Source organism: Bacillus sp. DU-106, from assembly GCF_004799705.1.
Taxonomy (GTDB): Bacteria; Bacillota; Bacilli; order Bacillales; family Bacillaceae_G; genus Bacillus_A; species Bacillus_A cereus.
Window position 1 is genome coordinate 2,516,665 of sequence record NZ_CP026607.1, and the last position, 23,166, is coordinate 2,539,830.

Below are 23,166 nucleotides of genomic sequence, written 5' to 3' on the forward strand. Positions count from 1 at the left end.
TAAATACTTATAAAGAGGTGAATACAATGGATCAACAAATTGTTATTAAAGCATATCAAAAAGACTGGGGTGAAGAGTATATAAAAGAAAAAGAGAAATTTTGTTCCTTGTTAGGACAAGAAATAATTGCTGTTGAACATATAGGGAGCACAGCAGTAGAAGGATTAGGAGCTAAACCTCTTATTGATATGATGATTGGCGTAACAGGATTGCAAATAGCTGAAAAGTGGATTGAAGTTCTATCGGAAATTGGATATGAGTATGTTCCAAAAGATGCAACGAATTGGCGTTTTTTTAGAAAGGGAAAATGGAGAGCGGGTACTCATCATTTGCATATTTATATTTATAATAGTGATGAGTGGAGAAACAATATTTTATTTCGTGACTTTCTAATAAGCCATGAATGGGCACGTAAAGAATATAGAGAATTAAAAGAGAGGCTTGCTATTACATATGCTTTTGATCGTGTTTCATATACAAAGGCAAAAGCGCCGTTTATTCGAAAAATATTAGAATTGGCTAGAATTCAATAAATTTATAGATTCTTATCTAACTAGTTTTGAAACCTCTTCCTATACTTTTTATAGGGAGAGGATTTTTTTCATAACAAAATATATAATTTCTAATTATTGGAGGCAAACTATTTTATTTATTTTGATATTTCTAGTACATTGGAAATATTAAGGGGGAATTAAGCAATGAAAGCTATTGTACATCAATATGAAAAAGGATTAGAGGGGTTAGAATATAAATTTTCACCTGAGATAAGTCCTAATGCAGGTGAAGTGAAAATAAAGTTAAAAGCTGCAGGGTTGAATCATAGGGATTTATTTATTATAAACAATAGAAAAGAAATGGATCTACCATTAGTAATAGGTTCAGATGGCTCAGGAATTGTTACAGAAATAGGAGAAGGAGTTTCAAATATTACACTACATACAGAAGTTATTATTAATCCTAGTATTGGATGGGAACATGCTACTGAAGTACCGGAGTTACCGGAAGTACTAGGTGGGCCGAAAGATGGAACGTTTGCTGAATATGTAATTGTACCAGCTGAAAATGTAGTAGAAAAGCCGTCATATCTTACTTGGGAAGAATCAGGTGTTTTATCTTTATCTGCATTAACTGCATATAGAGCGCTTTTTACAAAAGGGAGATTGAAGTGCGGTGAACACGTTTTAATTCCGGGAATAGGCGGTGGTGTTGCTACATTTGCCATGTTATTCGCGAAAGCAATCGGCGCAAAAGTGAGTGTTACTTCAAGGGTAGAGAATAAAAGGGAACTTGCTGAAAAATATGGTGCAGATATTTCTTTTAATAGTACCGGAAATTGGGAAGAGAGCTTACAAGGTGAAAAAGTAGATTTAATAATAGATAGTATAGGCCCGGCAACTTTCTTGAAATATTTTGATGTATTAAAACCAAATGGAAGAATCGTGAATTTTGGTGCAAGCTCAGGAGATAAAATTGAATTACCATTACGCGCATTATTTTATAATCAAATTGATATTATGGGAACATCCATGGGTAGCCGTGAGGAATTTAATGAGATGATAAAGTTTATTGAAAAATATCAAATTAAACCAATTATTGATAAGGTTTACTCGTTAGAAGAAGCAATTCGAGCACTAAGCCGTATGGAACATGGGGAACAATTCGGAAATATTGTACTTCAAATGAATTAAAAAATATGATTTTGCAATTAGTATATTTAAATGAATATGTTATGTATTTCAAACATGAAAAAAATACGAACCGCCTTATTATAAAGGCTTACCGGCTTTATACATAAATAGCGTATAAAATTTGTTTAATAATTGTCACATGAGTAATAGTAAAATGAGAATTAGATGAAAAAAGTTTAAGCCTATTTTCATAATGGTATTGTATACTGTGTAAATCAAGAACACTTGTATGTAAGGAGAGAGTTTAATGAATTACACAGTATTTCAGTGGTTTAATAATTTTGCTGATTCATCCAAACTATTAGATACGTTAATGATTGCTATTACAAATAGCGCTGCATACGTAGCCGTTCTATTTATGTTTATCTTATGGTTTAATAATGGAAAGAAAGAAAAGGCAATTAGAAAACAATATACAGTTTTATATACGACGCTTTCGGTTATTATTGCATTATTAGTAAATGTTCTTATACACGCGGTATATTACCATCCGCGTCCGTTCGTATCACATGATGTACATCAATTAGTACCACATGCAGCAGATTCATCATTCGTTAGTGATCATTCTGTACTTGTATTTTCAATCGCCTTCGTATTTATTCTTAGAGGAGAAAAACTGAAATATATCGCGCTATTATGGGCAGTACTAGTCGGTATATCACGTATGTACGTAGGTGTTCATTATCCTTTAGATATACTTGGTGCAGCATTCTTAACACTTATTACGAGTGCTTTAGTAATGCAAAGTACACGTATGTTTGAACCAATAGCGAAACTTGTATTCAAAATGTATGCATTAGTAGCGAGACGAATTCCTTTCTTAGCGAAATATAAACATATCGCATAATTTTCCTATAAAAAGTTCCCCTTTGGACATCCAGAGGGGAATTTTTTTATAGGAAATACGAAAAGAGTTTAGAGTGCTCTGTAATCAAGTTGTACTAATTAATATTCTGAAATTTCACGCACCGTATTTTAAATATATAAAATAATAACACAAAATAACAACAGTTAGTTTTGCATTGTTTTAAAGGAATTAAAAAGAAAACTTCGAAACATATAGTATCGTAAACAAAAACTACAAATTTTAAAACGGATCTTCGTACGAATCCATTCCAAAAGAGAGGAGATAAGTATGCAAAAACTCCAAACGAATAAAGGCGCTCGATATATGATGATTGCTTTTATTGTTTTGTTTCTTATTATGATTTTGCGTATATTCTATATTCAGGCAGTAGGAGTCGTGCATAATGTGAATGTAAAGGATCTCGCGAATGAACAACATAATAAAAAAGGTGTTTTAGAAGCGAATCGTGGCACTATCTATGATCAAACCGGAAAGGTGTTAGTACAAGATTCTACAACGTATCGAGTTGTTGTGAATTTAAAAGGAAAAGATAAAGTGAAAAATAAAGATGAAACCGCACAACAATTAGCCGATGCGCTTGAAATTGATAAAGAAGAAGTATTAAAAAACTTTCATGAAGGGCGTACGCAAGTTGAAATTGGGAAAATTGGTCGGAACTTATCTAGGGAAAAGAAGGAAAAAATTAATGATTTAAAAATACCAGGTGTATCTTTTATGTCGGAAAAAGCAAGAGTGTATCCGAATGAAGACTTTGCATCCTATATACTTGGTTTTGCTAGACCAGATGATAAAGGGAATACGGAAGGGAAGTTTGGGCTTGAAAAGAGTTTGGATAAATATTTGCACTCTACAAACGGAAATATAGAATATGTGGGTACACGAAGGGGAATTCCGCTTACAAATGATATAGGTAAAGTAGAACCAGCTAAAAATGGGAATAACGTATATTTAACGCTTGATAAACAAATTAATAGTTTTTTAGAAGAAGCGATGAACAAAGCGCAAGAACATTATGATCCTTCTATGTTAATTGGCATTATTGCTGATCCAAAAACAGGAAAGGTTTTAGCGATGTCTAGTAAACCTAGTTACAATCCTAATGTAGGTGATATCGAATACTTTTTAAATGACCCGATTGCAAATGCATATGAACCAGGTTCAACAATGAAAGTTTTTACATTAGCAGCTGCCATTAATGAAGGTGTATATAACGGAAAAGAATATTTTCAATCTGGAAAATATTCCGTTGGTTCATCTGATATAAAAGACCATAATGGTGGATTTGGATGGGGATCAATTACATTTGATGAAGGATTTGAAAGGTCATCAAACGTAGCTTTTTCTATTTTAGAAGATCAGTTACTGAAACCAAATAAATTTAAGCAATATATGAATAAATTTGGATTCAATCAAAAAACAGGGATAGATTTACCTGGAGAAAGGAAAAATACTTTATTATTAAATACACAAATTCAACAGGTTACAACTTCTTTCGGTCAAGGTTCTACAGTAACTCCGATTCAATTAATCCAAGCGGCTACTGCTATAGCAAATGACGGGAAAATGATGCAACCATATATCGTTGATAAAGTTGTAAATCCAACAAACAAAGAAGTTATTATGGAAAATCAACCGAAAGAAATTGGGAATCCGATAAAAAAAGAAACAGCGGACAAGGTTAGAAGCTTAATGGAGCGTGTTATAACATCTTCAAAAGGAACTGGTACAATGTATAAAGTGGATGGTTATCCAATTGGAGGTAAGACAGGAACAGCACAAATCCCGAATCCTGAAAATGGCCGATATATGGAAGGGAAAGAGAATTACATTTTCTCCTTTTTAGGAATGGCTCCAATTGACGATCCGGAGTTAATCGTATACTTAGCTATTAAGCAACCAAAGTTAAAAGGAGATGAGTATGGAGCTCAGCCTCTTGCTGAAATATTTAAACCTGTTATAAAAAACAGCCTTGAATATTTAAAGGTGAAACCGTATACAGAAAAACAAATAGCTGATGCAGCGAAACAATCTCAATTAAAAGTACAAAATTATGTAAATCAATCGATGGATACAATAGAGAAAAGTGTAGAAAAAGAGAAGCTACAGCCGGTAATTTTAGGAGAAGGAAAAATAATAAAACAATATCCACAGTCTGGCGAGGTAATGAGTGAAGGTGATCGTATATTTTTATTAGGGAATAACGCACAAATGCCAAATGTAAAAGGGTGGTCCATGCGTGATGTTATGCATTTCTCTAAACTTTTGAAATTAGATTTGAAAACTTCTGGTACGGGTTATGTAACGAGTCAAAGTATTGAAAAAGGACAAGATTTACAAGAAGGAGATACACTAGAACTAGAATTAGAACCGCCGTTACAACCGTTAACAGAGGCGAATACGAATTAATCCAGGCATTTGGAAAGAGTTATATGCAAATAGCTCTTTCTTTAGAGTTGCGAGTAATTTCACGCACCGTAATTTTTAGAAAAAATAATAAATAAAAGAACTAACAGTGACACGTTGTTAAATATCTGATTATTGTTTATTTACAGTTAAATTTATATGTGATAATATGGAAAAAATAAATGCAGTGAAGAGAAGAGTAAATAAAATGAATTTTTCACAGAGAGCTCCATGTAGCTGAAAAGGAGTAAAAATTCTTTATTGAACCAAGCCTCTGAGCAGCACATCGGAACCTATTATTAGGGGATGGTGTGACGGGAGCTCCCGTTATAGAGCTATGGTATAAGCATGAATTAGAATGCAGTACCTGATAAGGTTAGTATGGTGACATATTAACAAACTAGGGTGGCACCGCGATGATAAATCTCGTCCCTAAGATTAAAAGTCTTGGGGGTGGGATTTTTTTATTGTTGTAAAACAATTTTGAAAGCGGGGGCCAAAAATGAAAAATTTACTTAAAGATTGGAAATATCCTTTATTACTATTGTCCGGAGTTGGTATTGCGAATTTAGGGGCACGGATTTACTTAATAGCACTGAATGTACTTGTCTATAATATGGGTGGCTCAGCCTTAGCTGTTGCTACTTTATATGTAATAAAACCATTAGCCACTTTATTTACAAACGCTTGGTCTGGGAGTATGATTGATCGTTTAAATAAACGGAAATTAATGATTCACCTCGATATATATCGTGCGTTATTTATCGCTATTTTACCTTTACTTCCGTCACTTTGGATTGTTTATGTATTCGTATTCTTTATAAGTATGGCCAGTGCAATTTATGAGCCAACTGCTATGACGTATATGACGAAATTAATTCCAGTAGAGCAAAGACAACGTTTCAACTCATTACGTACTTTAATAGGATCTGGTGCATCATTAATTGGACCAGCAGTAGCGGGGGGATTATTAATTGCAGGTACACCAGAGTTTGCTATATATATGAATGCTATAGCATTTCTCTTATCAGGATTCATTACATTACTTTTACCGAATCTTGATAAGAAAGAAGATTCGGATACAACTAGTAATACATTATCACTTACAGTATTAAAAAAAGATTGGAACACTGTTATAAATTTTAGTAGAAAACATGTGTATGTCGTATGTGTGTATTTCTTATTTCAAAGTATGTTCGTATTAGCAACTGCTACTGATTCACTTGAACTATCGTTTGCGAAAGAGGTATTACTACTAACAGATAGTGAATACGGTTTTCTAGTTAGTATAGCTGGTGCAGGATTTATTTTAGGTGCCATAACAAATACAATTTTATCAAAGAAATTAGCACCTTCATTTCTAATTGGAATAGGATCATTATTCATCGCAATTGGTTATTTAATTTATGCTTTTTCAAATGTATTTTTAATAGCTGCTATTGGATTCTTTATTTTATCTTTCTCTATGGCATATGCAAATACAGGATTTTATACATTTTACCAAAATAACGTTCCCGTTCATATAATGGGACGGATCGGGAGCATATATGGACTTGTTATTGCGTTAGTAACAATCTTTATTACAATACTATCTGGTGTTGCGACTCAGTTCATTTCTATACAACTTGTAGTTATTGTAGGGTCATTAATAATGTTATTTATTACTATCGTCTTGTGTGTGTTTACTTTATTCCCATCACAATCTAAGTTGTATTCTACTGAGTCAATAAAGTGAAATTTTAATCAGGGGAGCATCCCCCACTGATTATCAGCCCTCACCAATCGGGCTTTTACGGGCAGCAGTGTCCCCATTTAACTTCTTTGCTTTCGCTGAATTTTGGGATGGGGGTCCTACTGCCCACAAATAGCGGAGTACATTCGAAATGAACTTTGTGTTCTCATTAACAATTTATCGTATTTAATAAAAGGGTTCTTTCCCCTTTATATGGAAAAATTAATAAGGGTAAAGAACAATACCGAAAGACAAGGGTGGTTGTCGTGATAAAAACAAAAGATGAAATTAATAGAATTGTAAAAGAAATACAAAAGAAAATAGATTTCTCTGGAGTAGTTTTAGTAAAAAAAGAAAAAGACTTAATCTATGAAAAAGCAATGGGTTACGCAAACAAAAGTGAATGTATAAACAATACGATACAAACAAGATTCGGCATTGCCTCAGGATGTAAAATTTTCACTGCAATTGGAATCTGTCAACTTGTTGAAAAAGGTGTTATTTCTTTTCATACAAAATTAAAGGATTGTCTAGAGATAAAACTTCCAAACTTCGATGAAGATATTACAATACATCAACTACTAACGCATAGCTCTGGTATACCAGATTATTTTGATGAAAGTATTATAGATAACTTCGAGGATCTTTGGAAACAAACACCTATGTATCTATTAAAGAGCTTAAAAGACTTTTTACCATTATTTCAAAACAATAATATGATGTTTGCACCTGGGAGTAAGTTTCACTACAACAACGCAGGTTTTATCATACTTGGATTAATAATAGAAGAACAGACGGGACTTAAATTTACGGAGTATATAGAAACAAACATTTTTAATTCGATTGGCATGAATGATTCTGGCTATTTTTCATTAGATAAATTACCAAGACATACAGCTCTAGGATATATAAAGGACGAAACCAACCAAAATTGGAGAACAAACGCTTACTCTATACCAATAAAAGGAGGGGCTGATGGAGGTGCATATGTTACTGCACCAGACATGTTGAAATTTTGGGCGGCACTATTTAATAATGAAATTTTAGGAAAGGAATATACAAAGTTACTTTTAACTCCCCACATTTATGTAAATGATAAACAGTCTTACGGATATGGAATATGGATTGAAACACGAGAAAACAAGGTATTCAAATATCATGTAATGGGATATGATCCAGGCGTCAGTTTTCGCTCGGCCATATATCCAGAATTAGGAATCACTTTAGTTATTCCATCGAATAAAGAGGCAGGACCTGAAAAATTAATGACAGAAATAGAAAGAGCTTTTTAATTATATGGATATAAAAGAAGAGATACGAAAATAATTTAAACGGGTTTATGATTGTTTCTGTTCTGAAAAATATTTTAGTTAACGAGGAACCCTTTATTTATTAAATAAGGGGTTTTTGTAATTCTGCACAATTACATATGTTTATATGGATTTTTAAATTAAAAAATATTACTATATAATTGTAAATTTAAATTATTAATTCATATGAAAGGATGTGTTAACAATTTGTATATGATCAACGGTAGTTTGTTTATTATTTTAGGGGTTATTTGTTATTTAATTGTACGTGGAATATTAATTGGTACCAAAAATAAAAAACATGTGATTTGGTGGAAAGAAATAGTAAGTTTTTTATTCGTGGTTTACATTTGTATGGTTGTTGCAGTAACTTTATTCCCTTTACCAATCGGTTTTCCTTCTAATATTGAAAATCTGAATCGCTCGGTCAATATAATACCATTTGCATCAATTATTAAAGACATCAATCAAATTGGTAGTGCTTATGATGGAGATGCCCTATTTATGATTGGGCTAATTGTAAGAAATGTAGGCGGGAATATTTTATTATTAATGCCTTTAGGATTTTTAGCACCTATCCTATGGGATAAATATAAGAAATTCAAAAATACAATTTTATTAGGATTTTCTATATCAGCTAGTATTGAATTGCTACAATTAATTGAGTCTTTATTTAGTGGAGTGGGACGTATTACTGATATTGATGATGTGATTTGTAATGTTCTAGGTTCTATTTTTGGATATTGTATTTATAATATCTTTTTAAAAGCCATTAATAAATTTAACATTCGAGTGTTGGATAAAACTAATTCTAAAGGTGTGGAATTAGTTGATAAATAGGAGTTTAAACGAGTTATTAAAGGCGTACGAGTAAAAAGTACGTCTTTTTTATTTTTATAAATAATGCTTAAGGCTGATGAGAAATCACATTTTCCATCTTACACTTGAAAGTAGCTATCGTATTTCAAGTATGGAGTGAAAAGAGGAGAATATAATCTTTAAAGATAAGCAAGTTTATAGGAGGATTCTAAATGGATATTTTACTTGTTGTTCTTATTATTGTTTTGATGCAAAGTAAAGAACGAAAAGTGAAAATAAACCGTATTTGGCTCATTCCGGCTTTGTTGTGCTTTGTAACAATCCAGTCCATTATTCATATGGGACAAATAACATCCCTTGTTTAACATTGCTAAGAACGGTAATACTAATTAACATTGAACTTTTACAACAAGGGATGATAATATGATATACATTTACACAGATTTTGGTGGAACACATACTACCTCACTAGCTGCAGCGTATCATTTAAATAAACTACCAACGGATCGTAAGTTAACGAAAGAAGAAATTTTGAATGTAGATTACTTTAATAAATTGAAAACAGAAGATATGGGAAAAATTATTTTTCATGGAATCGATGAACATGGTCATCCTGTATATACGATTGGATGCGGCGCATCAAAAGTTGTTGTACCTGCGATGAAGCATTTAGGAGAAATCTTGCAAAAACATTATCAAAGCCATGAAAAGATTATATTTTCTAATACATCACCAACAGTGCCTTTACCGATGACTTTCGGTGGACTGTTTTCTAGAAGGTTCCATATTGATTTTATTGGCGTACCGTTACTCGTATGGGGAGCAAAAATTTGCTGTGATAATATACAAAGGCTTGTTAGTTATACAAAAGAAGCTGGACGATTAACGAATGATTATGTAGTAATTTTAGATAATGAAACTTTTAAATAGTATATGATAAGAAGAAAATCGAGCAAATTCCTTGATTTTCTTTTTTATTTGTGAAATAGACAAGAAATAGTCACAATTAATATGCATCTACTATAGCCAAAACAATAAAGTCCTGTTACTATTACAGGGATATTCTCTTTTCGTAACATAAATATATAGAAAAGTCAGAAAAGAGGAATTGAATTAAGGGAGGAACAACATGAAGCGTGTTGCTTGGATTACTGATAGTACAACTGCGAGTTTTAAAACAGAAGGAGATAACTTTGTTATCCCAATTGAAGTTATTATTGATGGTGTGTCGTACAAAGATTGTGAAGAAGGTGTGCGTGAGCGCGTTTATAATGCTTTGAATGAAGGTAAAACTGTCACTACATCACAGCCTAACATAGGGGAAATGGTAGATTTATTTTCGAAATGCAAAGAAGAATATGAAGAGGGATTTGCAGTTGCTATTAGCGGAAAAGTAAGTGGAACCTATCAAAATATGAAGCTAGCTGCAGAAATGGCAGGTTTTCCATTAACGGTATTAGACAGTGAAACAACAAGTTATCCAATGGATGAACTAATTAGAAAAGCGAAATCGTTATACAATGATGGTATGACTTTACAAGATATACACAAAACATTAGTAGATGAAAAAAGAAGACCTTTCCACGTATTCCCGAAAAGTTTAAAAGGCCTTTATGCAAGTGGTCGTGTAAAGGGCATTCAATTTTTACTTGGAAGTTTATTAAGTGTTAACTTAATATTAGAAGTAAAAGGTGGAGAGCTTTTACTTGAAAAGAAAGTTCGTAAAATCCAAAAATGTCGAGAATATATTAAAAATGAACTTGAAAAAGAATTACCAAAAGTACTTCATATGTTCCATGCTAATGATAAAGATGGAGCCGAGGAATGGATTGCAGATATTAGACAAGCATTCCCTGAAATGGATTTCAAATTATATCCATTACCAATTTCATTTGCGGTTCATGCAGGTGAAGGTACAATTGCAATTAGTTATTAAAGTAAAACCCGTGAATAATTCACGGGTTTTTTATTTAATTAAAATGAAATGTGATCTCGACATATCTCCATCGAGGTTAGAAATCGATGGTCGAGCTACCTTCTCATAGATAACTGTGGAATGCCTTTTTTATGACTTATCCAATTATTTCTTACAAGATTTAAGGAGGATTGAGTTGAAAATGAATTGATTAAAGTGTAAAATTACACTAAATAACACATTAGTTACTTTTTGAGGGGGAGGTAAAGTGAATAAGGAGCATGCAATTGAACTTATTTCAACGAAAATAAAGTTAATACGCACTGAAAAAAGATATACACAAGATAAAATGGCTGAAGTTCTCGGCATATCAAAAAAAACGCTTGTTCAAATTGAGAAAGGGAGAACGAATGCAGGTTGGACCAACACTGTTGCTATTTGTGCATTGTTTAGAGATAGTGAAGTTTTACAGAATACTCTTGGGGATGATCCATTAGTAGTAATCGAAACAATGGCCCACAATAGCACTAACAACTTCAAAGAAAAAACATTGGGAGGAAAAGTCTGGTGGAAACAGATTCAAGAAAAAGGGAATTTTCGCTTACAACAAAATCTAATTAGTCAGCATTATCGTATTCTAGACAGACAGGATTACCGTTGGTTTAATTCGTTTGATTTAGAAGAAACGCTAAATCAACTTAATAAATTAGCAACGAATTCAGAACATCAAATAACCAGAACTACAATGAGCGAAAATAAATAGGAGGAAATTACATATGATCATCTTGCATTTTCTTTGGATTTACTTTATGCCAATTTACTGGTTATGTGGATTTATAGGTGGAATCTATTTAATTATTGCAGGTATCAAATATCTTAAATTACTTGTAAGTGTAATGGGATTACTTTGTCTTACCCTTGTCGTGTTACCTATTGTTTGTTGGGGGACAGGGATTAATGCGGAATTTCTTCTTACACCCGTTTCCAACTTTTCACTATTCTCTTTAAGTGGGTTAATAACAGGATTTATTGGATTTTGGTCAAAAATTAAAGGCATAAGAAATATGGGAGTTACTATTTTTACTTGTGGAGTAATAGGTGCCCTATTCTATTATTTAATGTCTATACCCGATTCATACTATATAGGATAGTTTTTCAAAACTCAGTTCATTTACAAACAAAAGGATAGTGAAACAAGAAAAACATTATTTCTATTCTTTCTGTCTAACTTATTAAATAAAAAGGAGATGCTATAGAACTGGTAGCGTCTCCTTTTTCACATGAATCATTTACCTATCAGATAGGTTGCGCTCCAGTACGTAGTAGGTAACATATCAATAGCTAGCTATAATTTCTACATTCTCTGACTTTAAATGATAAAGGAGATGTTATCACAGTTGTTCCTGCAAAGAAAAAATGAATAGCTGTAGTAAAAACATTCTAGAATACAGAATCTTAGGAATGTTGGATATAAAATATGATAAATACGAGGCGTAAGCCAGTTTACAATTTTTATGTCAACACTACAAACTTGACATGTGTGTATTTCGTTTTGCACTGTAAATCATTCATATTGAGTAATGGAATTGTAGAAATATATAATAGAATATTCGCACTAATATTTATAAAACTACAATCTATTTACATATAAGGTTATTAGGATTATATTGAAAATGAAAGAGAAAACAATAGATGGAAGGGGATGTTTTTTATGTTTAAAAAAGCAGCACTAGGGATTTCATCGTTAGCAATCACAGCGTTCGTCGGATTAGGAATGGCAACAGAAGCTTTAGCTGGACCAGCAGCACCACTTACTTCACTAAACGTCGTACAAGTAGAGTCTGAGCTAGGCGGGGTAGAAACAATTAATCAGAACAGCTTCAGTACATCGCGTAACCACGGGGGAAAATACTTATATATTACAACGAAAGAAATGGGCTATGGCCAAAACCCATTTGCTAAAATGAATGGTTCTAATGTAAAAAGTATTGATTCCACTATAATTGGCGGAAGACCAATCGTTGGCTGGTATTATAAATGGGATGCGTCTGGACACCAACAAGGAACTTTTGAGTACCAAAAGACATCTATAAATGCCCCATTTAATACAATGCGTACATCAATTTATATCCAATAATTTTGAAAGCGTTCGCACATGTAGAATAGTAAAAAAGGTACTTCTAGGAGTACCTTTTTTTGATTTGAATCACGTTCATCTATATTTACAATCCTGATTTCACAGCAAGAATACTTACCATAAAACAAAATCCTTAAACGTCTATAAAATTAATATGAACGCGTAGTACAAGTCCGCTACAGTTAAAGTACGTAACTTTACATATTTCAACTCAATGAAAAAGGAAGAAACTGCAGTACTTACGCCGCAGTTTTAAATTCATCCATGAACTCACAGTTTTTAGATATATAGACATAAACGTAATACCTGCGCCTCTTTTTTAAATTCAAGATTAAAAAAGAGGAGCTAAACTTATATAAGCTTAGCTTAATGGGGATGTGGCGGAACTTTAAAATTAATTACATCTTTTTCATAGCATAAATAATTTTGTATAGGGAGATGAAAGGATTTTTTAAAGTAATAAAGAAGTATGTATAAACAAATATATAAATGGTAGTGATTAGGATGAAAATCAGTAAGTTTGCAGAAGTAAATAATGTAAGTGTAGATACGATTAGACATTATATGGATCTCGGACTCGTTATTCCTGAGAAAAAAGGAAGTCACTATTTTTTTGACGAGTATTGTCAAAAGGATATAGAACTTATATTAGAGTACAAATGGATAGGGTTTAGCTTGAATGAAATTAAAGAACTGTTTCTTTATAAAAATTTAGGGAAATCCTTAGACTATGAAAAGGATATTTTTTATCAATCTTTATTTAAAGTAAAATATGAAAAGATTGAGCAAGAGATAAAAACCTTAAAGGAACGAAAAGATAAATTAAAGAAAACGTTAAATAATTTATCTATAGAAACTGAAATTTCGAGTTCAATTTTAGGGGTAGATTTAAAAGTACTTCATTTATTTAAATGTGTTAAGTGTAACGGAAATTTAATTCTTGAAGATGGCATTATTAATAAAAATCAAATTGTTGAGGGGAAATTAATTTGTAATTGTGGTGAAGAATACGCGATTACTTCCGGAGTTTTAACAGCTGGAAAATTATTTGAGGTGTATAAGAGGAAATCACTTGAAGATTCTATTTCAGATTATATCCATGAAACGGATACTGCTTTTTTGGAAAATGTTCAAAGAGGAGGAGAATGGGCGAAAAAGAAACTAATGCAATTAGATTTAAATGAAAAAATACTACTTGATTTAGGGTCTGGTATTGGGTTCTTTTTACGAAATATTTATGAAGAACTACCGGAAGAGTGTTTATATATTGCTGTTGATCGAGATTTGAATAAACTTTTACTTTTAAAAGATGTAATTGAGAGAAGAAATGTGAAAAGAAATATTGTATTTATCTGTGCCGACTTTCTAAACATACCTATTCAGAATAATTCTGTTGATATTGTAATCGATCAATCAGGTACAAGTAATTATAGTTTTGAATATGAGGAGTTCTTATTGTGTGAATTAAATTCCCTTTTTAAACACAATTGTTATTTATTAAGTTCATTTATTTTATTTAATAAATTCAGCATAAATAGCCAAATTGCACCTAGACTCAGAGAGAATTTTACATCTGCAAAAGTAACAAAAGAAATCGAAAATTTACAGTTTCAATCTATTGATGAAAGTACTTCAAATTATTTGATACGAGGGGGAAGGTACGAGGATTTCTTTGTTCAAGGAGAAGAAATTTATACATATTCATTTTTCGGAAAAAGATGGGGTTAACCCCATCTTTTATTTATTTCCCCTTAAAACTTTTCAAATCGTACATATTGCTATTGGGTTGACCCAAGAACTTACAATGTACGTAACACAAAGTTAGGTAGGGGGAAAAGTGATGGGAAGTTTACGATTACATATAGAAAATAAAAAAAGAAACCAAGAACTAAGAAATATGTGTCTCTATTCATTCGGGAAAACAGTATCAATATTTGGTAGCTCTATTTATAGTTTTGCATTAGGATTATATGTTTTACATATAACCGGATCAGCATTAAATTTTGCCATTACGCTTATTTTAGGAACTATTCCGATGATTGTTATGAATCCATTTGCTGGTGTAATTGCAGATAAAGTTAATAAAAAGAAATTGGTCATTTGTATGGATTTACTAAGTGGAAGCTTATTAATTACTGTTTATATATTTAGCAGTAATTATGGATTAGACTTATTCACCATTTATGCTACTACCTTTCTTATAACGGTATTTACAACATTTTTTGGAATAGGATTAGAAGCTGCAAAACCAAATATCGTCTCCAAAGAGAGGCTAATGAGTATTAACTCTATAAGTAAAATTATCGATTCTATATCTTTAATTCTAGGTCCTATGTTAGGTGGTATTGTTTTTGCAGTCTTTGATATTAAAATTTTTATAATTATAAACGGTATTTCATTTATCCTTTCGGCTATTTCCATATTATTTATTAACTTTAAATTGTTTGAGCAAAACATAAATGAGGAATGTTCAATTAGAAAAATTAATTTTATTGAAGATATAAAGGAGGGATACTCTTACTTAATGGAGCGGAAAAGCTTAAAAAATACGTTCAGTATTTTAATTTCACTTAATTTCTTCTTAGGGTTTGCTGTAACTGTTCCATTGCCATACATTATTAATACAGTTCTCGATCTTGGTTCTAAACAATTTGGTATGATTCAAGGGACTTTTCCAGTAGGCATGATAATTGGTGCGATTTTAGTAAAAAAGATAACCGATCGTTTTTCTTACGCTTATCTTTTGAAAAAGTTAAGCTTTATGTTGGCGGTTTTTATGATTATTTCAGGAATTCCAGTTTTATTCAAAAGTTTTGAGGTAAATGATTTTGTATACGTTATTACCTATTGTGTTGTTATGTTCTTTTTAGGACTAATTATAGTGCTTATTGATATACCTATAGCTTATTTCATGCAAAAAGAGATTCCTGATGAATATAGAGGGAGGGTTCTCAGCATTGGATTAAGTATAAGTAAAATGATGCTTCCTATAGCAATGGCGCTATCCGGTCTATTATTAAATTATATTCCAGCCTACATGATTACAATTGTAGGGGGAATCTTATATTTAATAGTAATTAAAGTTTCATCGAATTGTTTCATATTAGAAGTTCATTCGAAAGATTATAGCGCTTAGTAGATCTTAGATTATTTATATAATGGATACTGCTACATTTTTCAAGATAAGAAATGCAAATACTATAAAATGAAAAAATCGGCTGATTTCCCATGAACAATTTTGAAAAGATTACATATTCGTTTTGGAGACTACTTTAAAATTGTAGGTTGAGGGGGATGAATATCGTTCTAAATACAATAAGAAAATTTAACTTTGTTGATTGACCTTCCCCTTACAGGAAGCAGTATATTTAAAATAATTAATTACAGGAGGTGAGTGTTATGCTTTCAATTGGAGAGTTTTCAAAAATATCTCATCTTACAATGAAGACGCTGCGCTATTATGATGAAATTGGGCTTTTAAAACCAGCTTTCATAGACCCTAAGAATGGATATCGCTACTATGATATTTTCCAATTAGAAATAGCTTTATTGATTACACGATTAAAAACTTATTTATTTTCGCTGGAAGAAATTAAGGATATTTTAGAAAATCGGGAGAAAACTGAATTGCTTAACTCTAAAATGAAAACCAAACAAGAAAATCTAACACAGCAGATAACATATTATTCTTCTTTATTAAAAAAATTAAAGCGTGATATTCAACAATTAGATGAAGAAGAAAGTATCATAGGTTACTTAAATCATATTGAGATTAATCTTGTAAATCACTTAACCTATAATATATCATCTCAGCGAAAACAAATTAATACCGTTGATTTCCTAACACACTTTAATGAGTTGTTTAGTAAAATTTCATTTGAAAATTTATTACCTATTGCAAAACCACTTGCTATTTTCCATAGTTCAGAATATGTACCTGAAAATTATGATGTGGAAATTGCGATTCCCCTTGCAGAAGCCACAAATAAAACAAAAGTGTTTAATCCCGATCTTTGCGCAATGGCTACGCTTATTGGTTCTTACGAAGAATTACCTTTTATTCATACAAAGCTACACATTTGGATTGAAGAAAATAACTATAAACTGAATGGAGCTCCGTTTGAAGTTTATAAAACGAATCCTTATAGCACACAGGAGGAGAATAATATCATAGAAGTTTATTTTCCTATAAAATGAATAAAGGGAGGAGCGTATCACAATGTATGGTATAAACCGGCCAACAATAAAAGAAAAAATATTAATTTTAGTTACTGAGATTATCTATCTAATCATTGCGTATTACTTACTTTTCATTACTTATTTCAAACCAGGCATTTCAATAGGGCTGTTTATAGCTTTAATTATCACCGCTTTACGATTAACGGCTATGATGTTTATATGGTTGCCTAGAGGGATTTCATGGCAAGAAGCCATTATGAACAGTATTGCTTTTGGAATTTATTATTTAGGTTTTCCAATCTTAATGATTACTAGTAATCAGGATCCTAATTTAATATTACTTACAATAGGTTGGATATTGTTTTTAGGAGGAAGTATGTTAAACACAGTTTCAGAGCTACTTAGAAAATCCTTTAAAGACAATCCTGTAAATCAAGGTAAGCTATATACAGGTGGTTTATTTAAATATGCGATTCATATTAATTATCTGGGGGATTGCCTTTGGGTGTTAGGTTTAGCATTTATCGCTAGCAATATTTATAGTTTATTTATACCTCTAGGCCTGTTCTTTGTATTCGTTTTTGAATATATTCCAAAATCTGATGGTTACTTACAGAAAAAGTATGGAGAACAATTTACAGTCTATAAACAGAAAACAAAAAAATTAATACCGTTTATTTGGTAAATCAGTTTCATAAATTATAAAAAGCGCAGGATTAGCATCCTGCGCTTTTCTATCGTAATTCAGCGGTTTTTCTAATGACAATCTTATCAATATCATCTTCTTCATCACCAATAAATAATCCGCGTTCTTTTAAATATGCTTCAAAATATAAATCTGCTTCAGCACGTTCGTCATATGGCTTTACAGAGAGAACGAAACCTAATTTGTTTTGTTCTTCTAAGTGAGAAGTGGAGATGTAAGCCGGTACATTATGGCGTAAAAAGAGTTCTTTAACTGGAATAATCATATCTTTCATTAATTTCGTTAGCATACCCATTTCAAACTCGAAATTAAAGCGATCTATACTAGATAAATCAGCGAATACTACACCGATAAAACCTGTATTAAATACTTCTTGATATTCTACATCTTCATCATGGCCGCCATAAAAATTCTTTTCGATTAAATAATTTACAAAATAAGCAACGCCATCACTTTGTTCAAATGGTTTCGTTGAAAGAACAAAACCAATTTTCTTTTGTTTATGTAAATACACACATGACATGTATGCTGAAATGTTATGTTCTTTAAATAAAGCACTTGTTGCTCCAGAGAGACCATCTAGTACGTGATGAACAATTTGAAGTTTTTTACGAGCGAAATAATAGGATTTCTTTTGTAACTCCAATGTATCAATAAAGACAGAGCCGATAAAGCCTGTATTTGAAATAATAGGTGCTTGCTTTTTTCTTCCTCTGCGCTTTAATGGAGCCATTGTTAAAATCATCCCTTCATGTACGTTTAAAATAAAAAAGAACATTTGTTCGTATATTTATATTTTACTATTAAAACGCTATAAAGTAAAGGGTTTTTGATGAAAATATAACAAAAAAGACACCTTATAAAAGGTGCCTTAAACGCTGTAAGGGATAGGGTTTACCCTAACTATTTATATTATGATACAGAAACAATCTCTTCTGTATCTTCTACATCTAAATGACAGTCCATAGTACGAACATCTTGATCTTCATGACTTCCGAAATAAATAGTAATTTTCATATGTATCGCTCCTTTATTCTAGGAATACCTAAAATAATTACTAGTAATGTTAATATTTATTATATACCACTTTTTTCATTCCGACAACGTTATATCATTTTTAATTATTTTAAACTATAGAGCACAATTTAAAGAGGTACTTTTTATAGAAAATGGTAAATTTCTAATATGTTATATTTAATATAGAAAAATTCGAGTGTTACTTTTTATGAAAAGGAGAACTATTGATGAATTATAAACAACTACTACTAGATAACTTTGCATTTAAAACTTCATATGTTGCACAATTTGTGCCCGGAATGAGTATAAAAAAAACGAAAGATTATATTGCTGTTGATTGTGGATTACCTGCCGATACATTTAATATCATCACTCTACTAAACAATAATTTAACGGAAGGGATCGAGAAATTATATAAAGAGGTAGAATACTATTATCAAAGAAATTTTCCAATGAGTGTTTGGTTATGGGATGAGGAGCAAGAGCGGGATATAAAAAGTGAGTTAATTAAAATCGGTTTAAAAGAAGTGGAACAGAATATTGCGATGGTAGCAGACTTAAAAACAATTTCCCCAACAATAAACATGCCAGTAAGTTTTACTATTCAACAAGCATCTTCACCTGGACAAATAAATAAATTTGGAGAAACGTTAGCTAATCTATTCGGCACATCAGAAGAAGGTATATATGTACAAGCATTCTATAATCAAATTTCTAATCTTGATATATGTAACAGTGAGAATATGAAATTATTTTTAGGGTTATATGAAGGTGAAGTCGTAACTGTTGGTTCATTGATATGTTCAAAAGATAGTATTGGTATTTATGACATAGCAACTAAAGAAGGAATGAGAGGACGAGGGTTTGGATCTGCTATGTTCAATTTCCTGCTGCAAGAAGCACATAAATTTAAAAATACGTATTGTGTATTACAAGCTTCACCCGATGGAATCAATATTTATAAAAAATCGGGATTTCAAGCTATCGGCAAAATGACTGTATTGGAAAATCGACATTTAATTGAGTAAATCATTCAAGTTAAATCGTCTTTATATAGGAGCTTATAAATCGTTATGAAAAAGATATATCTCGTTACAATAATTTGTGCCTTTATAGTAATAAGTATCTTTGTTTTTCAGAAAATAAATGAACATAAGTATACTAAAGCTATGAATCAATCAAATCATATAAAAAATATCGCACATAGAGGTGCTTCTGCATATGCGCCTGAACATACAATAACAGCATATAAATTAGGACAAAAAATGAATGGAGATTATATAGAAATTGATCTCCAAATGACAAAAGATGGGCATTTAGTGGCAATGCATGACGAAACCTTAAATCGTACAACAAATGGTACTGGGCTAGTGAAAGAGCATACATTAGTAGAAATAAAGCAACTAAATGCAGATTCTTTTTTCAACGAAAAATATCCGAACTTAGCAAAGAAAGAATTTGAAAATGCTAAAGTCCCAACATTAACAGAAATTATTGAAACGTTTGGGCATAACGCAAACTATTATATCGAAACAAAATCACCTAATGAATATCCAGGAATGGAAGAAAAATTATTAGAAATTATTAATCACTATGAAATACAGGATAAAGTTATTATTCAATCGTTTAGTGAAGAAAGTCTGCAAAAGATTCATAGCTTAAATAGTAATATATCTTTAGTACAATTATTACCTTATAAAAAAGCAGTTCAATTAACAGAATTAGAGATAGAAAAGTATAAAACGTACTGCATAGGTCTTGGTATGAATTACAAATATATTGATTCAGATTATGTAAAGAAAATAAAGAAAAGCGGATTAGAAGTTCATCCATTTACAGTAGATAATGAAAAAGATATGAAAAAGTTACTTTCATGGGGAGTCGATGGGATGTTTACTAATTATCCGGATCGTTTACATTCAATATTATTGGATTTGAAAAGTCATGAATAAGAAGTGTTATTCATAAAGGGAAAATTTACAAAACCTGCATATTAGGATTATCAATGCAAGAAGGCATGTAGCATATAAAAAGAAAATACCAAAAACCGCAACTTGAAGACTTAGGTTGTGGTTTTTTTATTGCTTCGATTTCAACTTACAAAGTTTGAAGCTAGAAGTGAAAACCTTTTTAGCTGAATTGGCTTCCTATGTATTTGTACTTCGTATCGTTCTAGGTATATGTACAACCCGTGAGACGAGTTTTGCATAGGATAATAGAAAAGGAGATGTTGCATATTGAAATACCACAATAGAAATGTAAGTAATCTGAATAAATTAGCGGATAATACGAAAGCTGCAGCTTTTAAGTGGTATCAGTACTGTATCGACAATGGAATTGAAGTATTAATTTATGAAACAATCCGTACAGTCGAGCAACAACGTGAATATGTTCGTAAAGGAGCATCACAAACGATGCGCTCATATCACTTAGTAGGACAGGCATTAGATTTTGTTCCAATTCAGTCGAATGGTACAGAAGATTGGAATGGCTATAATAAAGAACCGTGGGCTTCAGCAATTCGTTATGCTAAACAAATTGGTTTCGAATGGGGCGGTGACTGGAAAGGATTTGTGGATAGCCCGCATTTGCAATATAACTACAAAGGGTATGGAACGGATACTTTTGGAAAAGGTGCTCAAAACGTAGTGACTCCTCCCACGTCGAATGATAATGTAGGGGTTGCTTATATTAACGGTAGTAATGTAAATTTACGAAAAGGACCTGGTACTGGATATGGCGTTATTCGTCAATTAGGGAAAGGAGAGTCCTACAAAGTATTTGGACAAACAAATGGTTGGTTAAATCTAGGTGACGATCAGTGGGTTTATAACGATCCATCATATATCCGTTATACGGGAGGAAATGTACCAGCAACTTCACAATCATCAAATGATGGTGTAGGTGTAGTTACTATAATCGCGGATGTATTGCGTGTTCGTACCGGCCCTGGAACAAATTACGGCATTGTGAAAAACGTGTATCAAGGTGAAAAATATCAATCGTTTGGATATAAAGATGGTTGGTATAATGTTGGTGGAAATCAATGGGTTTCTGGTGAATATGTTACGTTTGTAAAGTGAAAATAAGAGCCGTCCAGTTGGGCGGCACTTTATTTTAAATATTCATAGGGCGAGCACTTATAATATCATTCGTGATGCATAGAGTATAATTTTTCATTCTAATAATCAGAAAGTAATCAAAATGTAATTAATTTCAACTACGCTTTTTATATTTTTTTGATACACTGGCTACGAGGGGGATACCAATTAAGGTCGGTAAAAACCAAAACCATATTGGCGGAAGTAAATTTATAATGGGAATATGGATGCCGACATTTACTAAAAGTGCGGTGACTGCACCAATATAAGAACCTAACATGCCTCTAATGTGGTGATGGAGCCAATTTTTCCAACGTTTTTTTCGTGCAAGGTATCCATAAATCGCAAATGAATAAGAGAAGATTGCTACATAAAATAAATATGCGATTTTATCCCAGTTGATAATGGATAATATTATTGCCGTAAGGGTAATGACAACATAGGATGCATGATATATTTCGCCCCATTCGGTATGTTTTCCTTTCTTCTTTTGGGCAACCATCGCTACAATACCAGTGATTAAGCATATTGTTCCAAATAGGATGTGTATGGTTAAAAGAATGTTAAAAATGCTCATAATAATTCCTCCTTTTTTATTTTTATAGTATTGCAGTATAGGAGAAAAGTTGAAAAATATAGTTAGTTCGGCTTAATATATTGAAATAAAGGTACTCCTAGAACAAAACCCAATGATTTTAATATTTAGTGAGATGATTATTATGTTAAATGAAGGAGAGACTTCTATGTTTACATCTATTACATATTTACAATCTGGCAATGAGAAACAACAAAAAATATATGATGTTTTGAATAGCCTAAACATAATGGAGGATTTAGCTTTATATAATCCCGTTCTTTGCGGGACAATCCCTATAAGAATTGATACTCCTCAATCTGACTTAGATATTGTAATGGAAGTATATAATTTTGATGTTTTTGAGCAGGAAATGAGATCTTTATATGGTTCTTATGGAGGGTTCAACATAAAAAAGAAAAAAATTAAAGGTACTGAATCGATAAAGGTGAATTTTGAATTCGAAGGTTTTGAATTTGAATTATTTGCTCAACCGAAGCCAGTGCGTAATCAAAATGCATATAGACACATGATAGTGGAGCACATGCTATTAATGCAGCATCGCCATATAAGGGAAGAAGTTATTCGCTTAAAGGAACAAGGTTTAAAAACAGAACCTGCTTTTGCTCAAGTATTAAATATTGACGGAGATCCTTATGAAGAGCTTATTTTATTAGGGCAGGAAATGAAATTGTGGTAAATAAGATACATAAAAAA

Annotated in this window: 23 protein-coding genes and 1 other annotated feature; of the genes, 21 read left to right on the forward strand and 2 right to left on the reverse strand. The window is 31.8% G+C overall.

Annotated elements, in window-relative coordinates; translation table 11 throughout:
* Nucleotides 1-26 precede the first annotated feature (26 nt).
* The 17 genes from C3Y97_RS12835 to C3Y97_RS12910 all read left to right on the forward strand — a co-directional run bounded on the left by C3Y97_RS12835 (nt 27) and on the right by C3Y97_RS12910 (nt 17,736).
* Nucleotides 27-533, forward strand: coding sequence for a GrpB family protein (locus C3Y97_RS12835; RefSeq protein ID WP_136363431.1), 507 nt, complete (start codon nt 27-29; stop codon nt 531-533).
* A 165-nt stretch (nt 534-698) separates the two neighbouring features.
* Nucleotides 699-1,688 carry a zinc-binding dehydrogenase gene (locus tag C3Y97_RS12840; protein ID WP_000644512.1) on the forward strand — a complete coding sequence of 330 codons (990 nt, stop codon included), beginning with the start codon at nt 699-701 and terminating at the stop codon, nt 1,686-1,688.
* 247 nt (nt 1,689-1,935) lie between these two features.
* On the forward strand, nt 1,936-2,535 hold the full coding sequence (locus C3Y97_RS12845; protein ID WP_121868625.1) for an undecaprenyl-diphosphatase: 600 nt from the start codon (nt 1,936-1,938) through the stop codon (nt 2,533-2,535).
* Nucleotides 2,536-2,823: 288 nt separating this feature from the next.
* Nucleotides 2,824-4,962 (forward strand): penicillin-binding protein, encoded by a 2,139-nt coding sequence (locus C3Y97_RS12850; protein ID WP_001170943.1) that lies wholly within the window; start codon nt 2,824-2,826, stop codon nt 4,960-4,962.
* 175 nt (nt 4,963-5,137) lie between these two features.
* Nucleotides 5,138-5,396, forward strand: a binding site (T-box leader).
* Between the two features lie 65 nt (nt 5,397-5,461).
* A complete protein-coding gene (locus tag C3Y97_RS12855; protein ID WP_136363433.1) occupies nt 5,462-6,694 on the forward strand; it encodes an MFS transporter in 1,233 nt (410 codons plus the stop codon).
* Nucleotides 6,695-6,957: 263 nt separating this feature from the next.
* Nucleotides 6,958-7,983 (forward strand): serine hydrolase domain-containing protein, encoded by a 1,026-nt coding sequence (locus C3Y97_RS12860; RefSeq protein WP_000598059.1) that lies wholly within the window; start codon nt 6,958-6,960, stop codon nt 7,981-7,983.
* Nucleotides 7,984-8,208: 225 nt separating this feature from the next.
* Nucleotides 8,209-8,841, forward strand: a complete 633-nt coding sequence (locus tag C3Y97_RS12865) for a VanZ family protein (protein ID WP_121868626.1) — start codon at nt 8,209-8,211, stop codon at nt 8,839-8,841.
* 191 nt (nt 8,842-9,032) lie between these two features.
* Nucleotides 9,033-9,185: a hypothetical protein gene (locus C3Y97_RS27835; protein ID WP_000353713.1), complete on the forward strand. Its 153-nt coding sequence runs from the start codon at nt 9,033-9,035 to the stop codon at nt 9,183-9,185.
* A gap of 58 nt (nt 9,186-9,243) precedes the next feature.
* Complete coding sequence (locus C3Y97_RS12870; RefSeq protein WP_000639421.1) at nt 9,244-9,750, forward strand: DUF3189 family protein; 507 nt, start codon at nt 9,244-9,246, stop codon at nt 9,748-9,750.
* 199 nt (nt 9,751-9,949) lie between these two features.
* Entirely contained in the window at nt 9,950-10,756 is an 807-nt protein-coding gene (locus C3Y97_RS12875) for a DegV family protein (RefSeq protein WP_000831929.1), read from the forward strand.
* 247 nt (nt 10,757-11,003) lie between these two features.
* Nucleotides 11,004-11,498 carry a helix-turn-helix transcriptional regulator gene (locus C3Y97_RS12880; RefSeq protein WP_001031007.1) on the forward strand — a complete coding sequence of 165 codons (495 nt, stop codon included), beginning with the start codon at nt 11,004-11,006 and terminating at the stop codon, nt 11,496-11,498.
* Between the two features lie 13 nt (nt 11,499-11,511).
* On the forward strand, nt 11,512-11,886 hold the full coding sequence (locus C3Y97_RS12885; protein WP_000584711.1) for a hypothetical protein: 375 nt from the start codon (nt 11,512-11,514) through the stop codon (nt 11,884-11,886).
* Between the two features lie 560 nt (nt 11,887-12,446).
* Nucleotides 12,447-12,872: a DUF4879 domain-containing protein gene (locus tag C3Y97_RS12890; RefSeq protein WP_000472909.1), complete on the forward strand. Its 426-nt coding sequence runs from the start codon at nt 12,447-12,449 to the stop codon at nt 12,870-12,872.
* 504 nt (nt 12,873-13,376) lie between these two features.
* Complete coding sequence (locus C3Y97_RS12895) at nt 13,377-14,600, forward strand: MerR family transcriptional regulator (RefSeq protein WP_000703280.1); 1,224 nt, start codon at nt 13,377-13,379, stop codon at nt 14,598-14,600.
* A gap of 112 nt (nt 14,601-14,712) precedes the next feature.
* Complete coding sequence (locus tag C3Y97_RS12900) at nt 14,713-16,008, forward strand: MFS transporter (protein WP_071740711.1); 1,296 nt, start codon at nt 14,713-14,715, stop codon at nt 16,006-16,008.
* Nucleotides 16,009-16,271: 263 nt separating this feature from the next.
* Nucleotides 16,272-17,069, forward strand: a complete 798-nt coding sequence (locus tag C3Y97_RS12905; RefSeq protein ID WP_136363435.1) for a MerR family transcriptional regulator — start codon at nt 16,272-16,274, stop codon at nt 17,067-17,069.
* A 22-nt stretch (nt 17,070-17,091) separates the two neighbouring features.
* Nucleotides 17,092-17,736: a methyltransferase family protein gene (locus tag C3Y97_RS12910; RefSeq protein WP_000274258.1), complete on the forward strand. Its 645-nt coding sequence runs from the start codon at nt 17,092-17,094 to the stop codon at nt 17,734-17,736.
* 49 nt (nt 17,737-17,785) lie between these two features.
* Here C3Y97_RS12910 and C3Y97_RS12915 read toward each other — a convergent pair whose 3' ends face one another.
* On the reverse strand, nt 17,786-18,490 hold the full coding sequence (locus C3Y97_RS12915; RefSeq protein WP_000035355.1) for a hypothetical protein: 705 nt from the start codon (nt 18,488-18,490) through the stop codon (nt 17,786-17,788).
* Between the two features lie 511 nt (nt 18,491-19,001).
* Here C3Y97_RS12915 and C3Y97_RS12920 point away from each other — a divergent pair.
* The 3 genes from C3Y97_RS12920 to C3Y97_RS12930 all read left to right on the forward strand — a co-directional run bounded on the left by C3Y97_RS12920 (nt 19,002) and on the right by C3Y97_RS12930 (nt 21,857).
* On the forward strand, nt 19,002-19,802 hold the full coding sequence (locus C3Y97_RS12920) for a GNAT family N-acetyltransferase (RefSeq protein WP_001107087.1): 801 nt from the start codon (nt 19,002-19,004) through the stop codon (nt 19,800-19,802).
* Between the two features lie 45 nt (nt 19,803-19,847).
* A complete protein-coding gene (locus C3Y97_RS12925) occupies nt 19,848-20,726 on the forward strand; it encodes a glycerophosphodiester phosphodiesterase (protein WP_000725660.1) in 879 nt (292 codons plus the stop codon).
* A 285-nt stretch (nt 20,727-21,011) separates the two neighbouring features.
* Nucleotides 21,012-21,857, forward strand: a complete 846-nt coding sequence (locus C3Y97_RS12930; RefSeq protein ID WP_136363436.1) for an SH3 domain-containing protein — start codon at nt 21,012-21,014, stop codon at nt 21,855-21,857.
* Between the two features lie 133 nt (nt 21,858-21,990).
* Here the strand turns inward: C3Y97_RS12930 and C3Y97_RS12935 are convergent, their stop codons facing one another.
* Entirely contained in the window at nt 21,991-22,452 is a 462-nt protein-coding gene (locus C3Y97_RS12935; RefSeq protein WP_000021744.1) for a DUF2306 domain-containing protein, read from the reverse strand.
* A 166-nt stretch (nt 22,453-22,618) separates the two neighbouring features.
* Between C3Y97_RS12935 and C3Y97_RS12940 the strand changes: the two genes are divergently transcribed.
* On the forward strand, nt 22,619-23,149 hold the full coding sequence (locus C3Y97_RS12940) for a DUF4269 domain-containing protein (protein WP_136363437.1): 531 nt from the start codon (nt 22,619-22,621) through the stop codon (nt 23,147-23,149).
* The last annotated feature ends 17 nt before the right edge of the window (nt 23,150-23,166 follow it).

What these genes read in the sequence shown, in the direction of transcription:
- C3Y97_RS12835 (WP_136363431.1), top strand. Translation starts at nt 27, where the DNA reads ATGGATCAACAAATTGTTATTAAAGCATATCAAAAAGACTGGGGTGAA.
- C3Y97_RS12840 (WP_000644512.1), top strand. Translation starts at nt 699, where the DNA reads ATGAAAGCTATTGTACATCAATATGAAAAAGGATTAGAGGGGTTAGAA.
- C3Y97_RS12845 (WP_121868625.1), top strand. Translation starts at nt 1,936, where the DNA reads ATGAATTACACAGTATTTCAGTGGTTTAATAATTTTGCTGATTCATCC.
- C3Y97_RS12850 (WP_001170943.1), top strand. Translation starts at nt 2,824, where the DNA reads ATGCAAAAACTCCAAACGAATAAAGGCGCTCGATATATGATGATTGCT.
- C3Y97_RS12855 (WP_136363433.1), top strand. Translation starts at nt 5,462, where the DNA reads ATGAAAAATTTACTTAAAGATTGGAAATATCCTTTATTACTATTGTCC.
- C3Y97_RS27835 (WP_000353713.1), top strand. Translation starts at nt 9,033, where the DNA reads ATGGATATTTTACTTGTTGTTCTTATTATTGTTTTGATGCAAAGTAAA.
- C3Y97_RS12870 (WP_000639421.1), top strand. Translation starts at nt 9,244, where the DNA reads ATGATATACATTTACACAGATTTTGGTGGAACACATACTACCTCACTA.
- C3Y97_RS12875 (WP_000831929.1), top strand. Translation starts at nt 9,950, where the DNA reads ATGAAGCGTGTTGCTTGGATTACTGATAGTACAACTGCGAGTTTTAAA.
- C3Y97_RS12885 (WP_000584711.1), top strand. Translation starts at nt 11,512, where the DNA reads ATGATCATCTTGCATTTTCTTTGGATTTACTTTATGCCAATTTACTGG.
- C3Y97_RS12890 (WP_000472909.1), top strand. Translation starts at nt 12,447, where the DNA reads ATGTTTAAAAAAGCAGCACTAGGGATTTCATCGTTAGCAATCACAGCG.
- C3Y97_RS12895 (WP_000703280.1), top strand. Translation starts at nt 13,377, where the DNA reads ATGAAAATCAGTAAGTTTGCAGAAGTAAATAATGTAAGTGTAGATACG.
- C3Y97_RS12900 (WP_071740711.1), top strand. Translation starts at nt 14,713, where the DNA reads ATGGGAAGTTTACGATTACATATAGAAAATAAAAAAAGAAACCAAGAA.
- C3Y97_RS12905 (WP_136363435.1), top strand. Translation starts at nt 16,272, where the DNA reads ATGCTTTCAATTGGAGAGTTTTCAAAAATATCTCATCTTACAATGAAG.
- C3Y97_RS12910 (WP_000274258.1), top strand. Translation starts at nt 17,092, where the DNA reads ATGTATGGTATAAACCGGCCAACAATAAAAGAAAAAATATTAATTTTA.
- C3Y97_RS12915 (WP_000035355.1), bottom strand. Translation starts at nt 18,490, where the DNA reads ATGGCTCCATTAAAGCGCAGAGGAAGAAAAAAGCAAGCACCTATTATT.
- C3Y97_RS12920 (WP_001107087.1), top strand. Translation starts at nt 19,002, where the DNA reads ATGAATTATAAACAACTACTACTAGATAACTTTGCATTTAAAACTTCA.
- C3Y97_RS12925 (WP_000725660.1), top strand. Translation starts at nt 19,848, where the DNA reads ATGAAAAAGATATATCTCGTTACAATAATTTGTGCCTTTATAGTAATA.
- C3Y97_RS12935 (WP_000021744.1), bottom strand. Translation starts at nt 22,452, where the DNA reads ATGAGCATTTTTAACATTCTTTTAACCATACACATCCTATTTGGAACA.
- C3Y97_RS12940 (WP_136363437.1), top strand. Translation starts at nt 22,619, where the DNA reads ATGTTTACATCTATTACATATTTACAATCTGGCAATGAGAAACAACAA.